Origin of the sequence: Vibrio sp. Isolate24, from assembly GCF_022398215.1 — a bacterium.
Taxonomy (GTDB): domain Bacteria; phylum Pseudomonadota; class Gammaproteobacteria; order Enterobacterales; family Vibrionaceae; genus Vibrio; species Vibrio coralliilyticus_A.
In genome coordinates this window covers 69745-90512 of sequence record NZ_JAKEUU010000001.1, presented here as the reverse complement: position 1 = coordinate 90512, position 20768 = coordinate 69745, and the positions used below count along the sequence as shown (strand labels likewise).

Here is a 20768-nt window from a genome sequence, read left to right as displayed (position 1 = left end):
TTAATTTTTAGTATTTAGTTACAACCACAGCCGCCGCCACCGACGCCGCTGCCACCCACTGAACCTTGCTTGTATGAGAAGACTTTCTCAGAAAATAAGTCGAACTCAGGCACCGGCCCTCCGGGTTTCATCTCTTTCTTAGCCAGCGTACCTTTTTCCCACGGCTTAACGGGTTCAATACCCAATGCTTCGTCGACAAAAGCGAGTGCTGACTTTTCATTTGCGACGGCTTTTGGCTTATTCAGCGTTAAATCCTTAGCCTGAGGTTTGACTAATTCAACGTTGCGACGAGCACCGATTTCAGAACTGCCACTGGTGTAGACCTGACCAGAAATCACCTCTTCTTCAATGCTGGAACCACTGACAGATGTTTCCGTAGCTTGGGAAGGTTTTTTCCCTAACTGACTTAAATCCACTTTGGGTGTAGCAACGCTCAGCGCCGGAAAGCAGAGAGCAAATACAAGAACGACTGGCTTCATAGCTGCACTCCCATATCAGCCAGATCAGTGAGAATAACGTTACGGATATCGTTGATGGCGCCAAACCGAACTTTGAGTACTTGGCCCTGATAGATGTAGTAGAGCGCTGGCATACCAATCGGCTTGAACTCGGCGATCAACTGTTGCTTTGGATCGTTGACGACAGGAAAGGTCAAACCTAACGATTTTTGAAACTCAAGGCCAACTTCGACCTCTTCATCGACATCCACACCGACAACGGTCACGCCAGTACCTTCCAACTCACTATAAAGCTGATTAACCAATGGCAGCTCATGGCGACATGAAACACACCACTCCGCAAAGAAATCCACTATCGTTAACTGGCTTTGATCCAGCTTGAGCCCCGTTGACGCTGAATCTGTAATGGTGTCTCCTTCTTTAAATGCCGATGCAGAGAAAGAAGCGCATAAGGCGAATAGCACAACCAATTGTTTAATCATTATTTTCTCCATAATTTTGTTGTTTTATTTCTGTCCGAAGTTAAGCGTGGTGTCATACTGAACTTCCAATATCTTTGAAAAGTACTCATCGAGTTTCTCGGTGTTGGTTGCAGAGAAAACCTGCCCCTTGATTCCGTCTGTATTTGCGGCGTTGATGCAGCTCTGAAACTGAGCTAGGCGGCTGTCTTGGACATTGAAACCAATAAAATTGAGCTCAATAGCAAATTCATTGGCTAAACGGTCACAAAGGCCAGCGTCAATCAGGTCATCCAGTACATAACCACTATCAACTCCATCAGTCATCAGAATCAGCTTTTGCTTAGGTACGAGCGAATAAGGGTTATATCCCCATTCTTGGCGCCATCTTGGAATCAGTTGACGAGCCCCCCAGATAACCCCTTGATAGGAGCGGGTGCCACCTGTCGTAGTCAGGGCATTAATTGCTGTTTTCACTTCGCTCATATTGTCGGTAAGCGGGACAAGGGTGGCTGAGGCACTACAATCTGCGAGAAACTCGTCCGGTGCACGATGACTAACCGCCTTTTCAGAATGGATTCGGTCTAGGTTTTGAACGGTTTCATTCACCAATACAGAGCCGCCAGATTCTTTGGTCAGCCCATCGATACAGAAGACGCCTTTGTCATCTAACCAATCGGCATTGCGGGCAGATACCCCATCAGAAAAAGGCACAATAGAGATACTAATTGCTCGCCTTCCATCGATTTGTACATTGTCTTGCTCAATGCGTTCTATTGCGCGGGTAAGGATGCCCTTTAACGTGTCGATTGACCCTGTCATGGAGCTGGAAATATCCAACACTAAAGTCATTTCCGTTGGGGTCACACTGGCCGATTGATTGACGTGCGCTTGCTCTACTGAGCCTGATTGTGCTGAATACGAAGCCTGTGCAAATTTCAATGATGAGAATAGCCCTGTCAGCTGATACCCCATGTTCAGCTCACAGCCTGAAGCACTGTATATCTCGCTTTTCACCAGTTTGACGTTGGGCTGGTAATACTCCAGATACGCCTGATTAACGCTAGGATCGGAGTAGTCGGCAAATGCACACGCCAAAGAAGCCGCGTCTACGGCTTGCATCGCACGGCTACTCAGTTGTACCTGAAAACCGATCATGATGGTCGCAGCAGACAGCACCACCAAAGGAATCAGCAGCGCTAAGAAGGATAAGGAGACAGAGCCTGTATGTTGCTTAAGCACTGTAGCGCCTCCCTATCATGGCAGCTTGGCTGCGCATAGATGTTGGAAGCGGTAATGGCAGCCAATTGAAAATGGCACTATCCGACTCCAACGGCTCGGAGATACATAGCGTTACCTGATACAGGCTCGCAGTCTTACCACGTAACGAGGCAATCGAGCTTCGGCTAACTGGAGCGAGTGTAGACAGAGCATCTATCGTTTGTTCTACCTCACAGTCACTGCCTGCTTTTTGGGTGATGAGCTCTGTGCGGCCAGCGGTCACGGTTCGAATTTCAAGCACAAGCCCAATACGCTCTGCTTCAAAACCTGTGGGTAAAGAACGCTGTGCGACACTCAACAGTTGATTCGCACTCGCATCTTCATAGGCTTTAGCGCTACCTTGTGGCACTAACGCTCTTGCAGCAGCGCTCACCATCGAATACGCCGTACTATCGACACGACTTTGAAGGTAGAGCAGCTTGTACACTGCGAACAGCCCCAAAACGATGGTCAGAATTCCGAGCACAACAAACGGAAACTCGATCACGGTTGCGCCATTTTGCTTTGAAACACTACGCATCATGACTCACCAATACGGTTCGACTTAAAGACGCCGCTGAAGGAAACGTTTCGGACAGGGCTGGCACCAACAAAAAGGTAAAACGGTATCGAATGTGGTACTCGGCCATCACCGCAGTTAGAGAAGTGGTCGTTCTCCCCAAAGCTAAAGATTGAACGCTATCGCTATAACGTGGGGGGTCAATGTCGATCCTCTCTAGATCGAGCAATGGAAACGAGGCGATGCGATCGCGGATTTGACCGTCTAAAGTCGTGGAAGGTGGCAGCGTTCTTACATCCCTAACCGCAGCATTGACGGCAGATTCAAAGATCATGGTGACCCACATCAGGCGAGCAAATTCAAATGCCGCCAGTAGCACAATCATCAGGGGAACAATTACCATTGCAAACTCTATCGTCTGGCTCCCAGAATGACGCTTCATCACCATGCGCTAGCTCCCAGCTCAGCAAGATGCTGGTAATACGCTAAGTTGTTCTCTAACTCCGCTTTGGTCAGATCGCCCATCGCGATCGTTCGTGCAGCATCGACCTCACCTTGCAATGCATAAGATAACGCCAAGTTAAGCCGCAACTTAGTTGTCGCTTCACCGCGTTGGTAAATTGGGTAAAGAATCCGAATACTTTGACCTGGCTGACCATCTAGCATCCAGCTCAACGCGAGGTTGTTTCGGTACTCTAAGCTGTCCGGTCTGATGTTAATCGCCTGCTGAAATGCGTCACGAGCAGCCTCATAGCTTTTTTGCAATGAATAGCTCACACCAAGACTGTTTAGCGCCACTTCGTCTTTCTCGTTTCCTTCCACCGCTCTGCGCAGTGATTCCGTCGCTAAACGAACATTTCCTAATGCTAAGTGTGCGCGACCTAATTCACGATCAAACTGTGGGGAGGGCTTAAGTGCACTGCCCTTTTTGAGATAATGCAGCGCTTCATCGTAACGAGCGGCTTGATTACTGGCACTGCCCGCCAGAAACAAAAGCTGGGGATCATCTGGAGTCATCTCCAGTTTCTGCTTATAGATGCTAAGCGCATTATCCGCATGACCGTTTGTCAGTGCGGTTTCCGCCAGTTGAAAATCGGATTGCTCAACCTGACTGTCTGTAGACTGACAACCAAAAACCAATAGACAAAAGCAGGCTGAGAGAAATGGTTTAATCATAATGTGTCCAAGGTATTAAACAGGCTGAGAACAACAGGGGCGACAATCATGACCACCACTGGAAGCATGATGAACACCACAAGTGGGAAAGACATTTTGGCTGGAATTTTTCCTACCCATTCTTCGAGATCGAGCAACTGGTATTGACGACTATCAGACGCAATCAGGCTCAGTGCCTGCGAGAGAGGCGTACCAAACTGAAGCGCTTGAGACATGGTCACAACCATGTTGTTGATATCTGGCAATTCCAATCTCTGATCCAGATTGAGCAAAGCTTGCTGCGGAGAATCCAGCACTGACATTTCCGTTGCAGTCAGTGCCCATTCTCGGGCTAAGGCCGGAGAAACTGACGTCATTTCTTCACCAACAACACGGAAAGTGTTTTCCAGTGTCAGTCCAGAAGCGACGCAGACCACCATCAGATCGAGTGCATCGGGTGCCACTTTGGAGATTTCCTGACGAATCTGGTTAACACGCCATTCGAGCAGTCGATCAACCGCAATACCACAAGCGATTGCCACCGCTATATCTTGAGCAATATCCGCCGCCGACCAGCCTAAAGAGCGACCAAAATGCCACAAGCTAGCGCCGCAAAGCATCAAGACAAAGCGAATCAACACAAACTGGGTTTCTGCATGATTTTGGCTAAAGCCAAGTAATGCCAATTGTTTTTGACGAGCAGGGTTCGACTTCCATCGCCATTTTTCGCCTAGTGAGCGAGTGTGCAGTGTCGAAATACTGACCTGTTTCAAGCGGCGATGGATGACGTCCTGCTGACGTGCAAGCTGAAAGCAAACCACGGAGCTAATGACGCCCACCACAATCAGCAAGGTCGCAATCATAGATATCATGAGAACTTCCTATTTTTAGTCAGCGAATGGAGCGTGAAACCGCCAAAAGCAATGCTGGCTGCACAGTAAATCAGAATCGACTGACCACTTTCGGTGTAGACCAGTAACTCGAACAACGACACATCAATCCACGCAACAACGGCCACCAGCAACAAAGGCAGCAATGAGAGAAATTTTGCCGTCATTCTCGGTTCCGCGGTCATACTTTTTACTTTCTTGAGCATGGCTCGATTGTCATGCATGGTGCGGCTCAGATTGTGGAGGATCTCCCTCAACTGGCCACCGTTACTCTGATTAAGAATCAGAGCGACGGAAAAATAACGAAAAGTACGGTAAGGGAGGCGAGTACAGGCTTCATCAAGTGTTTGACGCAGCGAAATACCTAACGCCAAATTGTCTGTAATAAGCGCAAATTCCCGCCCCAATAACCCTGTTTGAGAATTCGCCACTTGTTCGATGGCTTGAGGAACAGAAAGGCCGGCGGACACCGCACGACTAACAAGCCCCAACACCTGAACGATATTGGTATCAAACTCTTCAATTTGCTTTTTACGACGCACAACAAACAGCGTGCAGAACAAGACACCAAAACACACTAAAACAACAGCGGTTTGCCAATACCATGCCAGCGCTTGCAGCCAGAATATCGTGCCAAGCGGCAAAGCGAATGCTGACAAAGCAAGCAATAGCTTGTCCTGACGTGGCAACAAGGCGTCAGTACGATACAAGAACTCGCGCACTCTCCCGCCAGACTGGCGCGATTTAACAATCGAGCTCAAATGACTCGTACCCGCCTCAGGGATGTACTTCGACAAGCGTCGCTTCACATTACGACGCTGGCTGTAGTAATGAAGGGAAAACGCTACGGTCAGGCACCAAATCACGACCAGAGCAAGGATCATAAGTCGAGCTCCATGGCTGAACGTAATTGGCTGTCAAGTTGGTAATATTGCGCTTTGGATGCAAAAGCAGGCAAACTTCTGACACTCATGTACTTGCCCAGCAGTTGACCCTGATGATCTTCGCCCTGAACCTCAAAGCGGTAGAGATCGTTGGTGACATATTGCTCACCTTCCAAGCCGATAACCTCTGTGATAGCGACGACACGACGCTTACCATCACGCATTCTCTCTACTTGAACCACCACATCAATCGTATCAGCCACTTGTCGACGCAATGCAAACAATGGCAAGGTGGATTGCGCCATCATCAGCATGTTTTCAATTCGAACCAATGCATCTAGCGAAGAGTTCGCGTGTAAGGTCGACAAAGAACCTTCGTGGCCAGTGTTCATGGCCTGCATCATTTCAAAGGCTTCGTCACCACGCACCTCTCCAAGGATTATGCGATCAGGGCGCATCCTTAATGCGTTCTTAACCAGCTCTCGCTGACTGACAGCAGCTAGCCCTTCTGCGTTTGCAGGTCTGGTTTCAGCTCGAACCACGTGCGGCTGTTGAAGCTGAAGTTCTGCGGCATCTTCAATGGTGATAATCCGTTCATGAGGCGAAATACTGAATGACATCGCGTTAAGCAGCGTCGTTTTACCTGCGCCTGTTCCACCCGCAATCAAAACGTTCAACCGACAACGAACAATGATATCCAGTAAACGCACCATACTGTCTGACATGGCGCCATTTTGCGCCATCTGATTGAGAGACAGTTTTTCCTGATTGAATTTACGAATTGAAATACACGTGCCATCCAATGCAAGCGGAGGGATCATGACATTGACCCTGCTGCCATCTTCTAAACGCGCATCAACCAGTGGTGAACTTTCATCAATTCGACGGCCAACTTTGCTGACGATTCGACGAGCTAGGTTGAGCAACTGCTCTTCGCTGCGAAACTCGACCAACGTCTTTTGCAATTTACCCAACTTCTCGATGTAAACCTCATTGGGTCCATTCACCATGATGTCACTCACCATAGGGTCGTCAATCAATGGTTGCAGCGGCCCCAAACCCAATAACTCATCCACCAGCTGTTTGACCACTAGCGCGACTTCACGATTGCCCAGCGGCAGCTGATGAGTCGCAACCACGTCCGTTACCAGCAGTAAAATCCTCGCTTCTAATTCCTGAGGGCTGAGCTTGATGACAACACTGGCTTCAATCGCGTTCACCACCTGAGAGTGGATCAGGTGATAATGTTCACGAATAGGATCCGATTGCGCTACTACGGCACTGTGCGCGTGATTTATCGCTAATGGCTCTTTCGCTCTTGTCGACTTAAACATTACGCCCCTCGCTTCCAGAATCTGAATGAGCGTGATTGCTGTGTGCCTTCCACTTTATCCGCTAAGTCAGAAAACGCTTGGCTGACCTTGCGATTCCCTTTGATGGCAGACTGCCCCAACGACTCTTTAGCTAAGAAGTGATTCGGTGCAAAAGGCACTGAAACATCAATATCAACCCCCAGTGCACGGTGAACGTCATTCAATGCAATCAAGGAGGCTTTGTTCGATTTTGTGTGATTAACGACTAAGAGGTTTTCCTTAGCGAGACCAGCTTCTGCCCCAGCAGAAAGGAAGCTAAAGATTTGCCCAGCATTACGAATTGACGACAAAGTTGGTTCAACGACGATAACGCGCACATCTGCACTTTTTAGCACGCTCATACCGACCTGATCTCTCAGAGAGAACGAGGGAATATCAAAGATGAGATTATCGGCGTGCTCCAGACAGTATTTGCTGAAATGTTCTAACGCGTTTTTGTCCGGCCAAAACGGGTCAGTATCCAAAGGTAAATAGCCAGTGAACAAGGTTAAGTCTGGCTGAACCGCAATGCCACTTCGTTCAAAAACTACTGGCTCAAGGCGCTCTGGATACTGCAGCATTTCAACCAAAGCGGTATTCCCTTGAACATCGAAGTGCAAGTCCAGATCCCCTGAGGCAAAATCAAGGTCAGCCACTGCTGTCGACTGGCCACGACTGTTCATCATTCGCGCGAGATTCGCAACGACAGTGGAAGTGCCAACGCCACCTTTCGTACCCACCACAGAGATACGTTTCCCACTTTGGTTTCCATTGTGATGGTGACCAAAATCGAGAGACGCTAACGCATCCGGTGTAATAGGATTCACCAAATATTCGAGAGCTCCAGCCGATAGCAAACTGCGGTAGTAAGCGATCTTCTCATCATCACCAATTGCGATGACCTTGCAGCCTGTACGATGAACTAGATTACTCACAAGGCTTTGAGCATCTTCAATTGACAAACCAATCACATCTAGCGCAATGACGCTGTGGTTATTGATCAGTGCCTGTTTGATGATCTGCTCACGCTCTAAAGAAACCTGAGTAAGCTGAGTGATCCCTTGCTCTGCAAATGCAAGGCTTAGATGGTAGCAGTCCAGCGCCGGAGAGCTTGCCACCAATACTGAAAGGTTCTGATTTTTCATCATTAGTTACCACCCGTACTAATCGAAATCACCGAGCCGTTATCCTGACTATTTTCATTGGTGCTTGCTGGAGCAACATAAGCATCAATGGCTGCAACGGCTTTTGCCCCATTCGTTGGACCGAGCTTTTCACCCACAACCAAATCCTTCGGGTTAGCGACCATTTGCGCTAAAGCCGCAGCATTACTGCACCCGTATGCCTGATGAGTTTTATATTGGTTGAAGATGACCGGCTGTGATTTATCGGTACCACACCCAGGTACTTTGGCACGAAACGACTCAACGATGACCTGCACATCACCAGATTGAGTTCCGGTAGCACATTCAGTCATAATCTGGTGCTTTGCAAGCCCCTGTCCGAGCAACAGGTCTGAAATAGGCTTAACCTGAGACTGTCCTTTAGGCGAATAGCTCACCAATTTCACTCTTAGGCTATAGGGGTTTCCACGCTGAACGATGAAGGATCGGATATCCTGTTGCTGCTGCGGAGTGAGCGATTTCTTTTCGACCGCAAGAGTAAGCTTATTAGTTACGGAGACCACATCTATGGCAGGCTGACGCGCTATTTGATCAGAAGCACAGCCACTCAGGACGAGCAAAACAGGCAAAAGTAACGATTGTAATTTCATGCGCACCTCAGTAGTAAAATCCGTTGTCGCCCAGTAAACGAGGCTTGCGGTTGTCGGTGTAAGTTGCTTTGCCACTGGTTCCGACAAAATCCTCATCGGGCAGCGCCAGCAGTCTCTCCAGATCGCTTTGTGGAATCAGAGCATCGGTAGGAATCGGTAAGTTATCGCTTCGTGTTGGCTCGACAAGGTAAGCGGTAGCAATAATGATCAGTTCTGTTTCACGGCGTTGATACTCGTTAGAACGGAAAAGACCACCTAGAATTGGAATATCTCCCATACCCGGTAGTTTTTGCAACTGCTCAATTTCACTACTTTGCAGTAAACCGCCAAGTGCAAAGCTCTGCCCGCTGGCCAGTTCAATCGTTGTTGACGCTCTACGTGACGTGAAGGAAGGCAGCACATTGCCATTTAAAACCGCTTGATTATCAACAGAGACACTGCTGACCTCAGGCTCAACTTTTAAGCTGATTCTATCTGGACCAAGCACCACTGGTTTGAAGTTCAGATTGACACCAAATGGCTTGTACTCAACCGTCGCAGTGTCCCCTTGAATCAGAGGAATTGGCACTTCACCACCAACTAGGAAGTTGGCTTCTTCACCAGACATTGCGGTCAGGTTTGGTTCTGCCAGAATCGACATATCACCAGTAGACGCCAGCGCATCAACCAGTGCGCTTAGGTTAGGTTTGGCCCAACTGCTTACATCCCAAGGTTTATTGTAAAGAAAGCTACCGACCGTATTTTCAACGGTGCTGCCATTGGTGACTAGAGAACCCCACTTAATGCCGAGTTTATTCGATACATTGCGTGAGACTTCTGCAATTCGAATACGGATGTTAACTTGCGTTGGCATCGTCACCACCAACTGGTTAATCAGCTCATCACCATTCGAGTTTTGCTGGTTTTCAGAGTTACTCTCCGATGAATTACTGCTTTTTGAAGAGTCATTGTTATTGCTCTCTTGCGGAGCGACGATCGGAGACAAATACCCTTTCGCCACATTAACGATACTGTGCGCCATTGCCGGAGTCGGTACAGACCCTTTAAGCCACAGCTTGCCACCGAGTGACTCAGAATTCACAGAAGCATCAGGGAACTGAGCTTTGATTAGTTCATCCAATTCCTGAGTATCATGGACCACGCGAATTTTGTTGCTGTAAATCACTCGTTCCTGCTCATTAAGAACGGTGATCGTGGCAGTGCCAGCCTGCATACCAAACACCATGATTTTGGTATTGGTCATAGGTTGGTAGTCCGCGATGTGTGTATTGGAAATAAAAATCGACTTTGCCTTTTCTGACAGGCGAATCATTTTCGCTTCATTTATGTTCACTTCGAGGGCATTTGCCCATGTTGGAAGCGCAAAAAGCCAACCGGGAAGCAGCAACAAGCTCCACCAGCGCAGTAATGTGTTCATTGTTTCGTCCTGAAGTTGTTAGTTTTTGTCGCTGTTTGGTCGTAACTGAATCAGGTCTACGTCCGGAGCAATTAATTTGCTTTCCGGATTCAGCTGAGTCGTTGTGATGGTATGGCTTTGCGGTAATGAAAAGTCTGTTTCACCCGAACCACGCAATGAAAGAGTCAAGCGGCCTAACTGGTTAGCAAGCACAATTTGTGTTGCCTGCTCTGGCGTCACTTCCAGTGATACAGAGCTGTTATCCGGTATTTTCGCCCCGTAGTCGTGACGCTTTTCCTGGAACCCTTCAGATGATGAGAGATTATTGAAAGCAAGAATACGAACATTGGTTGCAATAGTGCTGACGTAAAGGCCTTCAACCACATTATCGTACTTCTTCAACTCGCTGACCTTAGAACCCAGCAGTAAAATATCGACCTTATCACCCGGTTGAACAAAGCCAGAATTGGCAGTTACCTGATCAACAGGCACCGATACCGCTCTATACCCAGCTCTGACTTTCAAGGCCAGTGAAGCCCCACCCTGTGGTGGTATCAAGTCAGCCGCAGCAATAACTTGCCCTTGTTTAATTGCAATATGTGCAATACCACTCGCTAGGTTAATGGAAGTGATCTCATCTTCCGTCACGTAGTCAACGTAATCAGAAAGCTGCTCCTCACTCAGAGATTGCCAACGAAACATATTGGGCGTGTAGACATCGCCGACACCGATATCCTGACCCGAAACCAGCACTCGCTGGAACACTTGTTCAGGTTGCTCTTTCGTCTGATGTTCTGAGTTATCTTGCCCAAGCAGCAACAATCCTATGCCTATGCTAGACAATAAGATAGACAACATCATCAATCGCTTAGCCGTCATGATTATTCCTTCAGCCTTGTCGGTTTAGTTACCAGAATCCTGAGTTTGCTCCAGTGATTCGATCACTGTCTCGTAGGCACCAACAATGGCTTTGGTCAACTTGCCATCACTGCCCCCAACGAACGAAAGAAGAACAACAGACATTGCCGCTGCCAAAATCGCGTATTCAATCGCAGCTGCGCCACGTTGCTTATTTTTATTTAACATGAATAGACTCCTGAAAAAGAGAAGGTTCAGCCCCAATAAAAGGGCTGAAAGTTATTATTATTTTGAGATAAATCGGTATAGGTAAAGGCTTTGGTCTAGGACGCTTGATCTTCTGACAGCGCCATGTTCACCCGTTCCAGTATGAATGAAGTCATACTGCTTATCCGTTATCCTGTTGGTCAGATATCTTCTGGTTGTACCAAAGTTATTCACCGCATTGTATTTGAACAACTGTGCATCGACTGGTAGTAAACCCAGTAACTCCTCTTGCGATGGAAGCCTCCAGTTGTTCAACCCGCACACATGAGACGAGCGGTGTGCAGCAAGTGCTTCATTTACCTCTCGATAGTTAACAGTGCGGGAACTGGAGTTGTCGTCTTGAAATATCTGCCAAACGGCTCCGGTAGATTCATTTCTTGCACACGATGCTTGTTCTCTACTTTGAACCACATCGCCATTGTGCGCGAGATAGGTCCAGTTAACCTGTTGAACCGTTTCACGAACTAAACGCGCTAACGTGACATCTTGGTCTGAGTAATGGCTGTGTGAGAAGCTCTCCGTCTTACCTATGCTCGCTTGACTGGAATAGTGATAAGCCATCTGCTTGTCAGCACTGTCTTCAGCACCTGACCAGTAGTAAAATGTGGCCGTTTTCTGGTCTTGATTCTTAGGATGATGGGGAAAAGCAACCAGATCTAAAGTCGCCTCTTTACCATCTAGCATGGTAGCTGTCGCCAATCCTTTTAACTGAGGTAAACTCGGTACTTGCCAGTCACTGAATCCGCAAAAAGAACGGTCGTTTCTCGCTTCTAAGTAACCACCAGCACCTAGCAAGGTTTTTATGTCAGCGCCTGCTGCATTGAAAGAGACGTGGTCGACACCACCCATTTGACCATCTTGGAGTAGAGTCCATGTTCTCTTCTTATCACCAGAACTCACATCCAATACACAACGCCAGCCCTGAGCGTATGTCGCACTTGCCGGCAAGAAACGACCAAGTGAGTCCAACTTGGCAAACCGGCCCAATACGGTCGCTTCACCTTCGCTAACAACATATCCAGCATCATGTGCCCGATTTAATCCGTCAACAATAATCACTTTCAAAGCCGACACATCTTGAAGTGAAGTTGCGACAGCAATTTCCTCTGTCAGTGGTGTCATTAACAAACCCAGTGTTTTGAAGCGCTCAGGGAGCGTCGCTAAACTCGTGTCTAATAGTTGCTTCAAAACCTCAAGTGAATTGATTTCACTTTCCATTTGAGCGACTAAATCGCTCAATGCCAATGACGAAGAATGAATATCACTACCTAGGCTTGCTGCCAATAAACGATCTTTTTCAGAAACCAGCTTATTGTTCAGAGTATGCAGTGTCGCTATCTGTGTTGCAGCTTGCAGAAGCTGTTTTGTCGCGACTAAAGCACTTATATTTTGGCGAACAGTAGAGAGTTTAGTCTCAAGGCTTTTTACGTTGACCAGGAAACTAATGCTCGCCGTATCAGTGTTGTAGCGCAGGAGGTTGGACTGTAGTTTAAAACCTTTCAACACAGATTCCATTTGTGCGAGTTGAGCACTGGATGGCATGACAGCCTTGTTCACCGTCTCCAACTGAGCTGACACATCTGTGAGTAATGTTTGAGACGTTTTGGTTTGGTTCTTGAGTGCAGTGAGCCAGTTGGATAAGAAATTCTCAGACTCTGTCGTTAAAACATTTTGGTCAGAGATTAACTTATCGATGTTATCCAACTGAGCGATTGACGCGGCAAGTAACCTATCGCTAGAAATGGTTTCCCATTTGGCATAGACATCGTTGCTATACGAGTGAGGCTCTGTTTCAATGCCTTTTGTATAAGTGACTGGCACGCCGGATTTGTTAGCCCAGACAAACGAAGAAGCATCACTGATCATGTGGCCTCGCACTATTGAAGGCAAAGAATCACGATTTCTCTTCGACAGTAATACTACCTCCTCAGCTGTCGGTAAAGTCCATTGACCTATACCGCAATGGTTTAGTTCAGATATCACGCTCATTACGTCAGCTGAACTCGAGGTAGAGGCAGATTTCGACCAAAAGATAGGAGTACCTTTACCTTCAGTATCATATTCAGCGATACAGTTAACATTGTTACCTACCCAGCCATTGTAATCCGCATAGCTTGGTACTTGCAGCATTGACACCATCGGAAGATACTGAATCGCAACAAACTTACCTTCTAAACTAGATGCCCAAAGAACCTTACTCGCCGGGTGTTCCAAGCCTGGGAATGCACTCTTTTTAACACGCACGCCGACCTTATCCTTGGCATAAGCCTGCGTACCAATAAACTGAGGAACGGATGTGACAGGTTTCCAGCTAGCACCTTGGTCAACGGTAAACTCATAGTACTCAGGCTGATCAAACGTAACGGTCTTATTGGCAATAGTCGTAGAGAGAAAATCCCAAGCGATTAAGTTGGGGTACTTGGTGTTGGCTTGGTCACTCCCTACAACGATGTTTCCACCTGTCAGCGCTGGTAATTTTGGCAGCTCTGTGAATACAGTATCATTACTGGCTTGTGCGCCCGCTGGCATACCGTTTTCACCATTAGCACGAACGCGTACCTGAACCTGATCGATACTTTTGGCGACATCGCCCACTACCACAGGTTTTTCTAGCACTGGAGCCCAATCCGTTCCCTGATTCATTGACCACTCATAGTCGGACAATGAGGTAAAGCCAGTGACAAAGGTCCAGTCCAAGGTATCAGCGGTGTCATCCACCACCACACCTGTTGGCGCTGCTGGCGCTTCTGGTTGCTTTGTCAGAGCCTTAGTGTTAAACAAAGCAGGACTAGCAAAGCGTCCTGTGACGGGATCATACTTAACACGGACCTCTAAACTACCAACGGTATAAACTTTGTCTTCAAGTTGAAGAGGTTTGCTCTGAACTGTTGCCCAACCGGCACCGTCGACGCGATATTCATAATCACTATCCGAGTTAAAACCATCGACCCAATCCCAATTGAAGGTATTTAACGCATCATTAACCAGTCCATTCATCGGCGCACTTGGCGTGCTCGGAGTGACAGTGAATGCCTTGTCTGAACACAAGTTTTCACCGACAGCATCATCGTCTGATGCTTTGATACGTACACAGACTTGTCCCACTTTGAATACTTCATCAGGAATAGCCTGGGGCTTTGATGTTACAGGGCGATAGCTGATTCCACTATCAAGTGAGTATTCGTATTGCTCCGCGTTCGGATAACCGTCAACGTTCGTCCAGTTCAGAAGGTTGTCAGCATCGTTGATGACTGGAAGCGTCGGTGCAACAGGCTTGTTCAACACTTTGTTAAACGCGCTGCTCACCACCAGACTTTTACCAGCCGGGCGGCCATCAATCGGGTTCGCTTTCACTCTCAGTTGAATGGTGTTGGCTGGAATGTTTACATTGCCAATTTGGTAAGGGTTCGCTGACGCATCTTGCCATCCGCTGCCGAGATTGATTTCATAATCAGCGGCGTTACCGAAACCAGACACGTTTTCCCAAGCCAAGATATCTGAATCATCATTCGCAGAGACTAAAACCGGAGCGACGGGCGCATCAGGAGTGACCGTCATCGCGGTCTCTGATTTCACCACCAATCCAGCAGGACGGCCTGAATTTTGGTCGGCTTTAACTCTGAGTTTTAAGTCTCCGACTGGAATCGCAATATCAGCGATGTTTTGTGGTTTGCTCACTACATCGTGCCAATTTTTACCACCATCCAGTGTGTACTCATAGTGAGCGACGAGCCGAAAATCTGCCGAATGTTGCCAGTCAAAGTTATTATCAGCGTCATTGAGTGTCAAAGATGTCGGAGCGGCAGGTACAAGCGTCGCCGTGAACACTTTAGTCGATAGAAGTGCCATGCCTGATGCCAAAGATCTCGCTGGCTTTGCCATGATACGTACCTGAACATCACCAACACTTCTTGCTGGAGCACCGACATTAATGGGCTTTGACGTTGCCGGTTGCCAACTTTGACCTCTATCTAACGAGAATTCGTAAGCGTTAACCTCTGTGAAACCTGGAACAAATTGCCAATCAAACGTGTCAGCCGCGTCATTGACGACCCCGCCGCGTGGTGCTCTCGGTCTGGTTAGAATATTGTCACCATCTAAGTCTTCTGGCTTAATTTTAAGATGCTCATAGTAATCAGAACCGATCTGAGCTAACGCTTCTTCCGTATTGCTCGCGCCATGAGATAACTGATCGGTACGAAGCTTTAGTTGCGCGGCGTCTAAATTCGCCAATCTTTGAATCGAGCCTTTTCTCGCCACTTCCTGACTGACACCGTCGTTGACGGAGCTTTCCTGAGCAGACTGCAAGACTCGGGTAATCCCTCGCGCCAGCATGTGTATCTCTCGACTTTCCTGAGAAGTATCTGCCGCATAGTCAGACTTAAGCACATCAGCGGAAACACTTAGCTCGCTAGCAAGGCTTTCTGCAGCTTCATCAAACGTTGCCCCAGAACTTGTTGCTAGGCTGGCAACCATCGACGTCATAGGGCTGATGATGCTCGGTTGTGATGATGGCGTTTCCAGAGTGAAGCCCTGAGTGACAGCTTGATTTGGGTTGTCCATGTCAACCGTCACATTGGCAATGGCTTCTACCAGCAACTTGTAATTTTCGACGTTGCCTTCAAAAGGCAATGTGTACTGACCCGACTTGTCCGTCTGAACCGTTGTACCATCTCCACTATCACAGACCGCATTGTTGTTTTTATCCAGACAAACATTCGCTTTGTAAAGATAACCATCGAGTACCACACCAGATAATACTGAGCCAGAGTTGCCTGTTGCAGGCGTCTCATTTGAAGTCAGTTTTGGGTCAGATTCATTTCCTCCGCCACAACCGAAAAGTGCAACGGAAATAGCCCCGACACTGAGCTTTTTGGTCAGCATTTTCACCGCTGGATACTCCTTAAATTTGTAGGTCTAATCAAAATTCCGGCGGCGATATTAATTTAAATGATATTTATTATCAATATCATTTGATCTTTTATTTCACATGATGATTAAATAATAGAGATAAATGCTAGGTCTTATATTAATTAACAAGATTATTGGTTCAACATGCTTAATAATACAACAATATGCAGTGTAGCCCTTGCTGTGTCTAGTGCTATAGCTCTATCCGCGTGCGGTGGTGGCGGAGAATCTGGAAGTTCATCATCGGCGGCAACAGCCAGCACGTACAGCTACCAAAGTATGGCATCCTGTGCAGATACTGACCTTGATGGCAGTTGTAGTAACTATGAAAAACAAGTGGCGGTTACGAGCGGCTATTCAAGAATGATCGATGCCAATGGGGCAATACTTACCTCTCCCGCTGAATTGAGCATCATCTCTCCCTTCACGACGCTGCTCCACAGTGAGATGCTATACAACCCATCGACGAGTGGCAGTGTCGAAAAATCAAAGGTTTACCTTCAGTCTGTGCTTGGCCAGCACGTAGGTGTCGACTTCACATCGGTGGACGTCAGCCATGGCCCTCAACAAGCGACAAATCTTCTGATGGCATCGCTGAAACAAGCTCAGACCCAGGGCTCAAGCAGTTCGCCAATGGTGAATATTGCCCAAGCTCTTGACGCAATGATTGAACACAAGACGCTTGATCTTTCCGCAATAGATTTAGCAGCTCAAACATCACGCCATATCAGTTTTGATGGTTCACTGTTAATTCATGGGTCACAAAGTGATGCTGGCTTGGCCGCTATGAAATCTATCGCCCTTAATCCAGCCAACAGCAGAATAATCTACGTTGACGCGCGAGATAATGTTCGAGAGCTGGATACGGCGACAAAACAATCGGTTGCAATCGGTGCTTCGAGTTCATCATTTGGTTCTCGTAGTATCGCTTCCTATGATGACGACGATGAAGATGAGCATGACGATGATGATCATTATGGTGGAAATGCTAACAAACTTCCTGGATATCAACAGGATACCTCCAACACACTCAAGGAAGTCGTTCCCGCGCTCAATAGTGTTCAGTCATACAAATTGTACGAACCTAATGGCGTTCGAAACCAGAGCTTCGTCTGTAATACGACAGGGGGTAACGGCATATTCCTGACCAGCCTGCAGGACAAAACAGGCAACCCGAATACCAACGTCGCCGTCAGAGCAACAACGCGGAAATTGCAAATCGATGCGTACGGAGGTGCATCAGGAAGCGAGCTTCCTGTTACTCCACCACCTGCTCCACCGACCGTTCCGCTGTCTGCGTCTTCCTGCTACAACGATAACTTTGAATGGATGCATGCTCTTTATCAGCAGGGAATTATCATAGCGAAACTAGACGATGGCCTGAATGCAGATGGAGACCAGTTGCGCCGCTTAGACGCTACTACACTCAATATGGATCCCATCACCTACACATTACGCTCTGACGAAAAAACCATTATCTTCTCTAAAGATGATAATGAAATTCTGATTATTTCTGATAACCGCCAGTCCCCCCCTAAGCTTGTTGACACTAAGACTCTCACGGAAAGGCTAGCGCTGAATGTTACCGATGTTTTAAATGCTAGCTTCGCTGCAGGCGGGCAAATAGTGATGGCGTTAGCCTCAGAAAACAAAGTTATTTGGACAGATAAAAGCCCAAATACTCAGCAACTCGACTCAATAAACCTTGATGGCCAAGCCAAGCTGATGGACTCGTCTCCCAACGGTAAATTCACTGTGGTCATTACTGCCACCAGCGTCTACCTGCTAGACAATATTAAGCGAGAAGTGACCAAACAAATCAGTTTCGATGCGAGTCAGACAACCAATCTGTTTGTCCAAAATGACAAAGCCATCACTGTTAATCGGAGTGGGGTAGATTACTTCCAATTCGCCAATATCTCAGGCCCGAAGTTAAAGGTTGCTTCGCAGTTGGTGACCAAAGAGCTGCTTGAGGAATGGGAAAAAACGTCCACCTCTCACTGGAACTCAACCAGCTTAGGATATGTGCTCGCTCAAACCGGAACACCAGCCAGTGCTGCTCAGGCATTTCATGGTGTTACGCTGGACTGGAGCCCTTCAACGGCCACACAAGCCAGCCAGATCACAGGAGTCTATATAAGCGGAACTAACCGCGGCGACAGAGTTCAACTTTACAAAGCTCTATGACCAAGGGAGGCTTGGCCTCCCTACATTATTTGTCTAGATTTAAGTGAAATTCTCTGCCATAAAATCAATAAAGGTCCTAACCTTCGCCGACATATGCTTACGGCTCGGATAGACAAGGCAAAGGTCGATTTTATTTTTGGGAAGATCGCTGAACAGCTCAACCAATCGGCCTGTCGCAACTGCATCCCGAGCATGTTCTTCTGGTAAGCGAGTGATACCAACACCTTCAAGGCACATGCTCATTTCCATATCAGGGCTATTGGCAGAAAAAACGCTATTGACTTCGACTTTGATGGATTCTCCATCAGCGTCAATGTACTCCCATAAATTAGGATTCTTTTGGTAGCTATAAGTAATAGCTTTGTGTTGGGACAACTCTATAGGAGACTTTGGTGTTCCATAGGCTCGAAGGTAACTTGGCGCTGCCACCGTCACAGAGCCTGTGGTTTTTATCCGTCGACTGATTAAACTTGAATCCTCGGCTCTGTGTACAGCACGCACCGCAACATCAATCCCTTCAGCGACAAGATCAACTCTGCGATCGCTTAGGTTTACTTCAAAAGTCACTTTCGGGTATTGAGCCATAAATTTGGCTAACATCGGGCTCAATTCCACCACCCCCAAACTAACTGGGCAACTAATTCTTAAATGCCCTTGGGGCTCACTTTGTTTGCCACCTAATGCGTTTTCTATATCTTCTGCGCTTTCGACCAACTGCTTACAGCTTTCATAATACAGCTCGCCTTCAGGAGTTAGGCTCAGGGTACGGGTGGTGCGATGCATCAACCTAACCCCAAGACGCTCTTCTAACTTAGAGATTTCTTTACTGATGTAAGAAGTCGAATGGCCAGTGTTCTGAGCAGCCTGAGTGAAACTTCCTGTGTCCACAACGTAAACAAAGATCACCATTCCATCCAGCAGATTCGTTTTCATTTTACACCTTAATTACAAGTCATATGGAAATAATAATTACACATTTACCCTATTAATCAATTAAAGGAATCAAACTATAGTTAACTCAACACCAAGAGTAAGTGAGGACATGAAGATGAAAGTATTAGCCTTTGGCGCAAGCAGCAGCAAACATTCAATTAACCAAAAATTGGCATTCTACGCGGCGAAACAGATAGAAGGCGCAGACATTTCACTTATAGACATAAACGACTATGAAATGCCTATTTTTAGTGAGGACAGAGAAAAAGAACTCGGCTCCCCACAACAGGCACAACTATTTTTTAAAGCCATTGGAGAGGCAGATATCGTGGTTATTTCCTTTGCTGAGCACAACGGATCTTACACTGCGGCGTATAAAAACCTGTTTGATTGGACTTCACGTATCAATATGAAAGTATTCCAAAACAAGCCTGTCATTCTCTTAGCAACCTCTCCAGGTGCTGGCGGTGCAAGCAGTGTACTGAACACAGCTCAAGGTTCGGCTCCCTACTTCGCTGCTGATGTAAAAGGTGCCCTGTCACTACCAAACTTTTACGACAATTTCGACATTGAGGAAGGCGTAGTAACTAACCAAGCGTTCAACCAACAGTTATTAGCTATCGTTCAAGCCTTATAATGATTCAGCTGCAGCAAGGCTCAGCTTATCATGCAGCCACCCTTACTGGGTGGCCTTAGTTTTATAACTCAAACAACTTAAGCCAAAACGGTTTTGTAGGCTTCGACTAGACCTTCTATTAACGTTTGAGTACCAATCACTGCCAAGATCAAACCCATCATTTTGGTGACTACATTCAATGCACTCGGACCCACCGCTTTTACCAGTTTATTACCAAACAAGAACAACACATAAGTAATGGCACACAATACACCAAAGGCTACAATGGTAATAATGGTCTGATCAAAGCCTCCAGCTGTTGCGAAGTTCATCGCCGTAGCAATCGTTCCTGGACCAGCCAGTATCGGGGTCGCTAAAGGAGACACAGCCACACTCAAAGCCGCTTGCTGCTGCTCTGGCGAATAGGCTTTTTCCTTCGTTTTGTAATGAGTTGAGTTTCCTTGCAGCATATTGAAACCAATAAGGAAAACCAAGATACCACCAGTGATACGCAATGCGTACAAGGTAATACCAAACAAATCGAAAATTAACTTTCCGGAGATCACAAAGACAAAAACTATCCCGAAAGCGATTAAGACTGAGCGTAAGGCTATCGACTTTACCGTCTGGCGATCCTCATCACTGGTCAGCCCAAGGAAAATTGGAATATTAGCAATCGGGTTCATGATAGCGAAAAAACCCATAAATACAGTCACTGTATGTAGCACTAACTCTTTCATAACCCCTTCTTATTTCTATTCATTTTCAAAACTTCATCCAGATGTGAACAATAGCTGTGAAACAGAAAAGTAACAACTGCATGATCTCTACTCGACTTTCAATAAGATA

The 20768-nt window shown here is 47.1% G+C and carries 19 protein-coding genes; 2 read left to right on the top strand and 17 right to left on the bottom strand.

The window, feature by feature from the left end:
* Positions 1-14: 14 nt before the first annotated feature.
* The 15 genes from L1D23_RS00410 to L1D23_RS00340 are packed head-to-tail and all read right to left on the bottom strand — an operon-like array spanning position 15 to position 16156.
* Positions 15-479, bottom strand: coding sequence for a DUF4266 domain-containing protein (locus L1D23_RS00410; RefSeq protein WP_239863606.1), 465 nt, complete (start codon positions 477-479; stop codon positions 15-17).
* On the bottom strand, positions 476-940 hold the full coding sequence (locus L1D23_RS00405; RefSeq protein WP_064486673.1) for a TlpA disulfide reductase family protein: 465 nt from the start codon (positions 938-940) through the stop codon (positions 476-478). The genes L1D23_RS00410 and L1D23_RS00405 overlap by 4 nt, the downstream gene beginning before the upstream one ends.
* Positions 941-964: 24 nt before the next feature.
* Positions 965-2158 carry a Tad domain-containing protein gene (locus tag L1D23_RS00400; RefSeq protein WP_239863605.1) on the bottom strand — a complete coding sequence of 398 codons (1194 nt, stop codon included), beginning with the start codon at positions 2156-2158 and terminating at the stop codon, positions 965-967.
* Positions 2151-2720 (bottom strand): tight adherence pilus pseudopilin TadF, encoded by a 570-nt coding sequence (gene tadF, locus L1D23_RS00395; protein ID WP_239863604.1) that lies wholly within the window; start codon positions 2718-2720, stop codon positions 2151-2153. Before tadF ends, L1D23_RS00400 begins: the two co-directional genes overlap by 8 nt.
* Positions 2710-3144, bottom strand: a complete 435-nt coding sequence (locus L1D23_RS00390; RefSeq protein ID WP_198561847.1) for a TadE/TadG family type IV pilus assembly protein — start codon at positions 3142-3144, stop codon at positions 2710-2712. The genes tadF and L1D23_RS00390 overlap by 11 nt, the downstream gene beginning before the upstream one ends.
* A complete protein-coding gene (locus L1D23_RS00385) occupies positions 3138-3872 on the bottom strand; it encodes a tetratricopeptide repeat protein (RefSeq protein WP_239863603.1) in 735 nt (244 codons plus the stop codon). Before L1D23_RS00385 ends, L1D23_RS00390 begins: the two co-directional genes overlap by 7 nt.
* A complete protein-coding gene (locus L1D23_RS00380) occupies positions 3869-4723 on the bottom strand; it encodes a type II secretion system F family protein (protein WP_045986499.1) in 855 nt (284 codons plus the stop codon). The genes L1D23_RS00385 and L1D23_RS00380 overlap by 4 nt, the downstream gene beginning before the upstream one ends.
* Positions 4720-5625 (bottom strand): type II secretion system F family protein, encoded by a 906-nt coding sequence (locus L1D23_RS00375; RefSeq protein WP_239863602.1) that lies wholly within the window; start codon positions 5623-5625, stop codon positions 4720-4722. Before L1D23_RS00375 ends, L1D23_RS00380 begins: the two co-directional genes overlap by 4 nt.
* Positions 5622-6959 (bottom strand): CpaF family protein, encoded by a 1338-nt coding sequence (locus tag L1D23_RS00370; protein ID WP_239863601.1) that lies wholly within the window; start codon positions 6957-6959, stop codon positions 5622-5624. Before L1D23_RS00370 ends, L1D23_RS00375 begins: the two co-directional genes overlap by 4 nt.
* The gene (locus L1D23_RS00365) at positions 6959-8125 is read right to left on the bottom strand and encodes a P-loop NTPase (protein WP_239863600.1); all 1167 of its coding nucleotides are present in this window, start codon (positions 8123-8125) and stop codon (positions 6959-6961) included. Before L1D23_RS00365 ends, L1D23_RS00370 begins: the two co-directional genes overlap by 1 nt.
* On the bottom strand, positions 8125-8751 hold the full coding sequence (locus L1D23_RS00360; protein ID WP_239863598.1) for a CpaD family pilus assembly lipoprotein: 627 nt from the start codon (positions 8749-8751) through the stop codon (positions 8125-8127). Before L1D23_RS00360 ends, L1D23_RS00365 begins: the two co-directional genes overlap by 1 nt.
* Before the next feature lie 7 nt (positions 8752-8758).
* Positions 8759-10168, bottom strand: a complete 1410-nt coding sequence (locus L1D23_RS00355; protein ID WP_239863596.1) for a type II and III secretion system protein family protein — start codon at positions 10166-10168, stop codon at positions 8759-8761.
* A gap of 18 nt (positions 10169-10186) precedes the next feature.
* Positions 10187-11026 carry a Flp pilus assembly protein CpaB gene (cpaB, locus tag L1D23_RS00350; RefSeq protein ID WP_239863594.1) on the bottom strand — a complete coding sequence of 280 codons (840 nt, stop codon included), beginning with the start codon at positions 11024-11026 and terminating at the stop codon, positions 10187-10189.
* Positions 11027-11050: 24 nt separating this feature from the next.
* On the bottom strand, positions 11051-11233 hold the full coding sequence (locus L1D23_RS00345; protein WP_006961609.1) for a Flp family type IVb pilin: 183 nt from the start codon (positions 11231-11233) through the stop codon (positions 11051-11053).
* A gap of 57 nt (positions 11234-11290) precedes the next feature.
* Positions 11291-16156 carry a DUF1566 domain-containing protein gene (locus L1D23_RS00340; protein WP_239865328.1) on the bottom strand — a complete coding sequence of 1622 codons (4866 nt, stop codon included), beginning with the start codon at positions 16154-16156 and terminating at the stop codon, positions 11291-11293.
* Between the two features lie 171 nt (positions 16157-16327).
* On the opposite strand from L1D23_RS00340, the gene L1D23_RS00335 reads away from it, so the two are divergent.
* Positions 16328-18370: a hypothetical protein gene (locus L1D23_RS00335; protein WP_239863592.1), complete on the top strand. Its 2043-nt coding sequence runs from the start codon at positions 16328-16330 to the stop codon at positions 18368-18370.
* A 39-nt stretch (positions 18371-18409) separates the two neighbouring features.
* On the opposite strand, the gene L1D23_RS00330 is transcribed toward L1D23_RS00335, so the two are convergent.
* Entirely contained in the window at positions 18410-19303 is an 894-nt protein-coding gene (locus tag L1D23_RS00330; RefSeq protein WP_239863590.1) for a LysR family transcriptional regulator, read from the bottom strand.
* 115 nt (positions 19304-19418) lie between these two features.
* Here L1D23_RS00330 and L1D23_RS00325 point away from each other — a divergent pair, with 115 nt between their 5' ends.
* Positions 19419-19940: an NAD(P)H-dependent oxidoreductase gene (locus L1D23_RS00325; protein ID WP_239863589.1), complete on the top strand. Its 522-nt coding sequence runs from the start codon at positions 19419-19421 to the stop codon at positions 19938-19940.
* Between the two features lie 77 nt (positions 19941-20017).
* Here the strand turns inward: L1D23_RS00325 and L1D23_RS00320 are convergent, their stop codons facing one another.
* A complete protein-coding gene (locus L1D23_RS00320; RefSeq protein ID WP_239835905.1) occupies positions 20018-20659 on the bottom strand; it encodes a MarC family protein in 642 nt (213 codons plus the stop codon).
* Positions 20660-20768 lie beyond the last annotated feature (109 nt).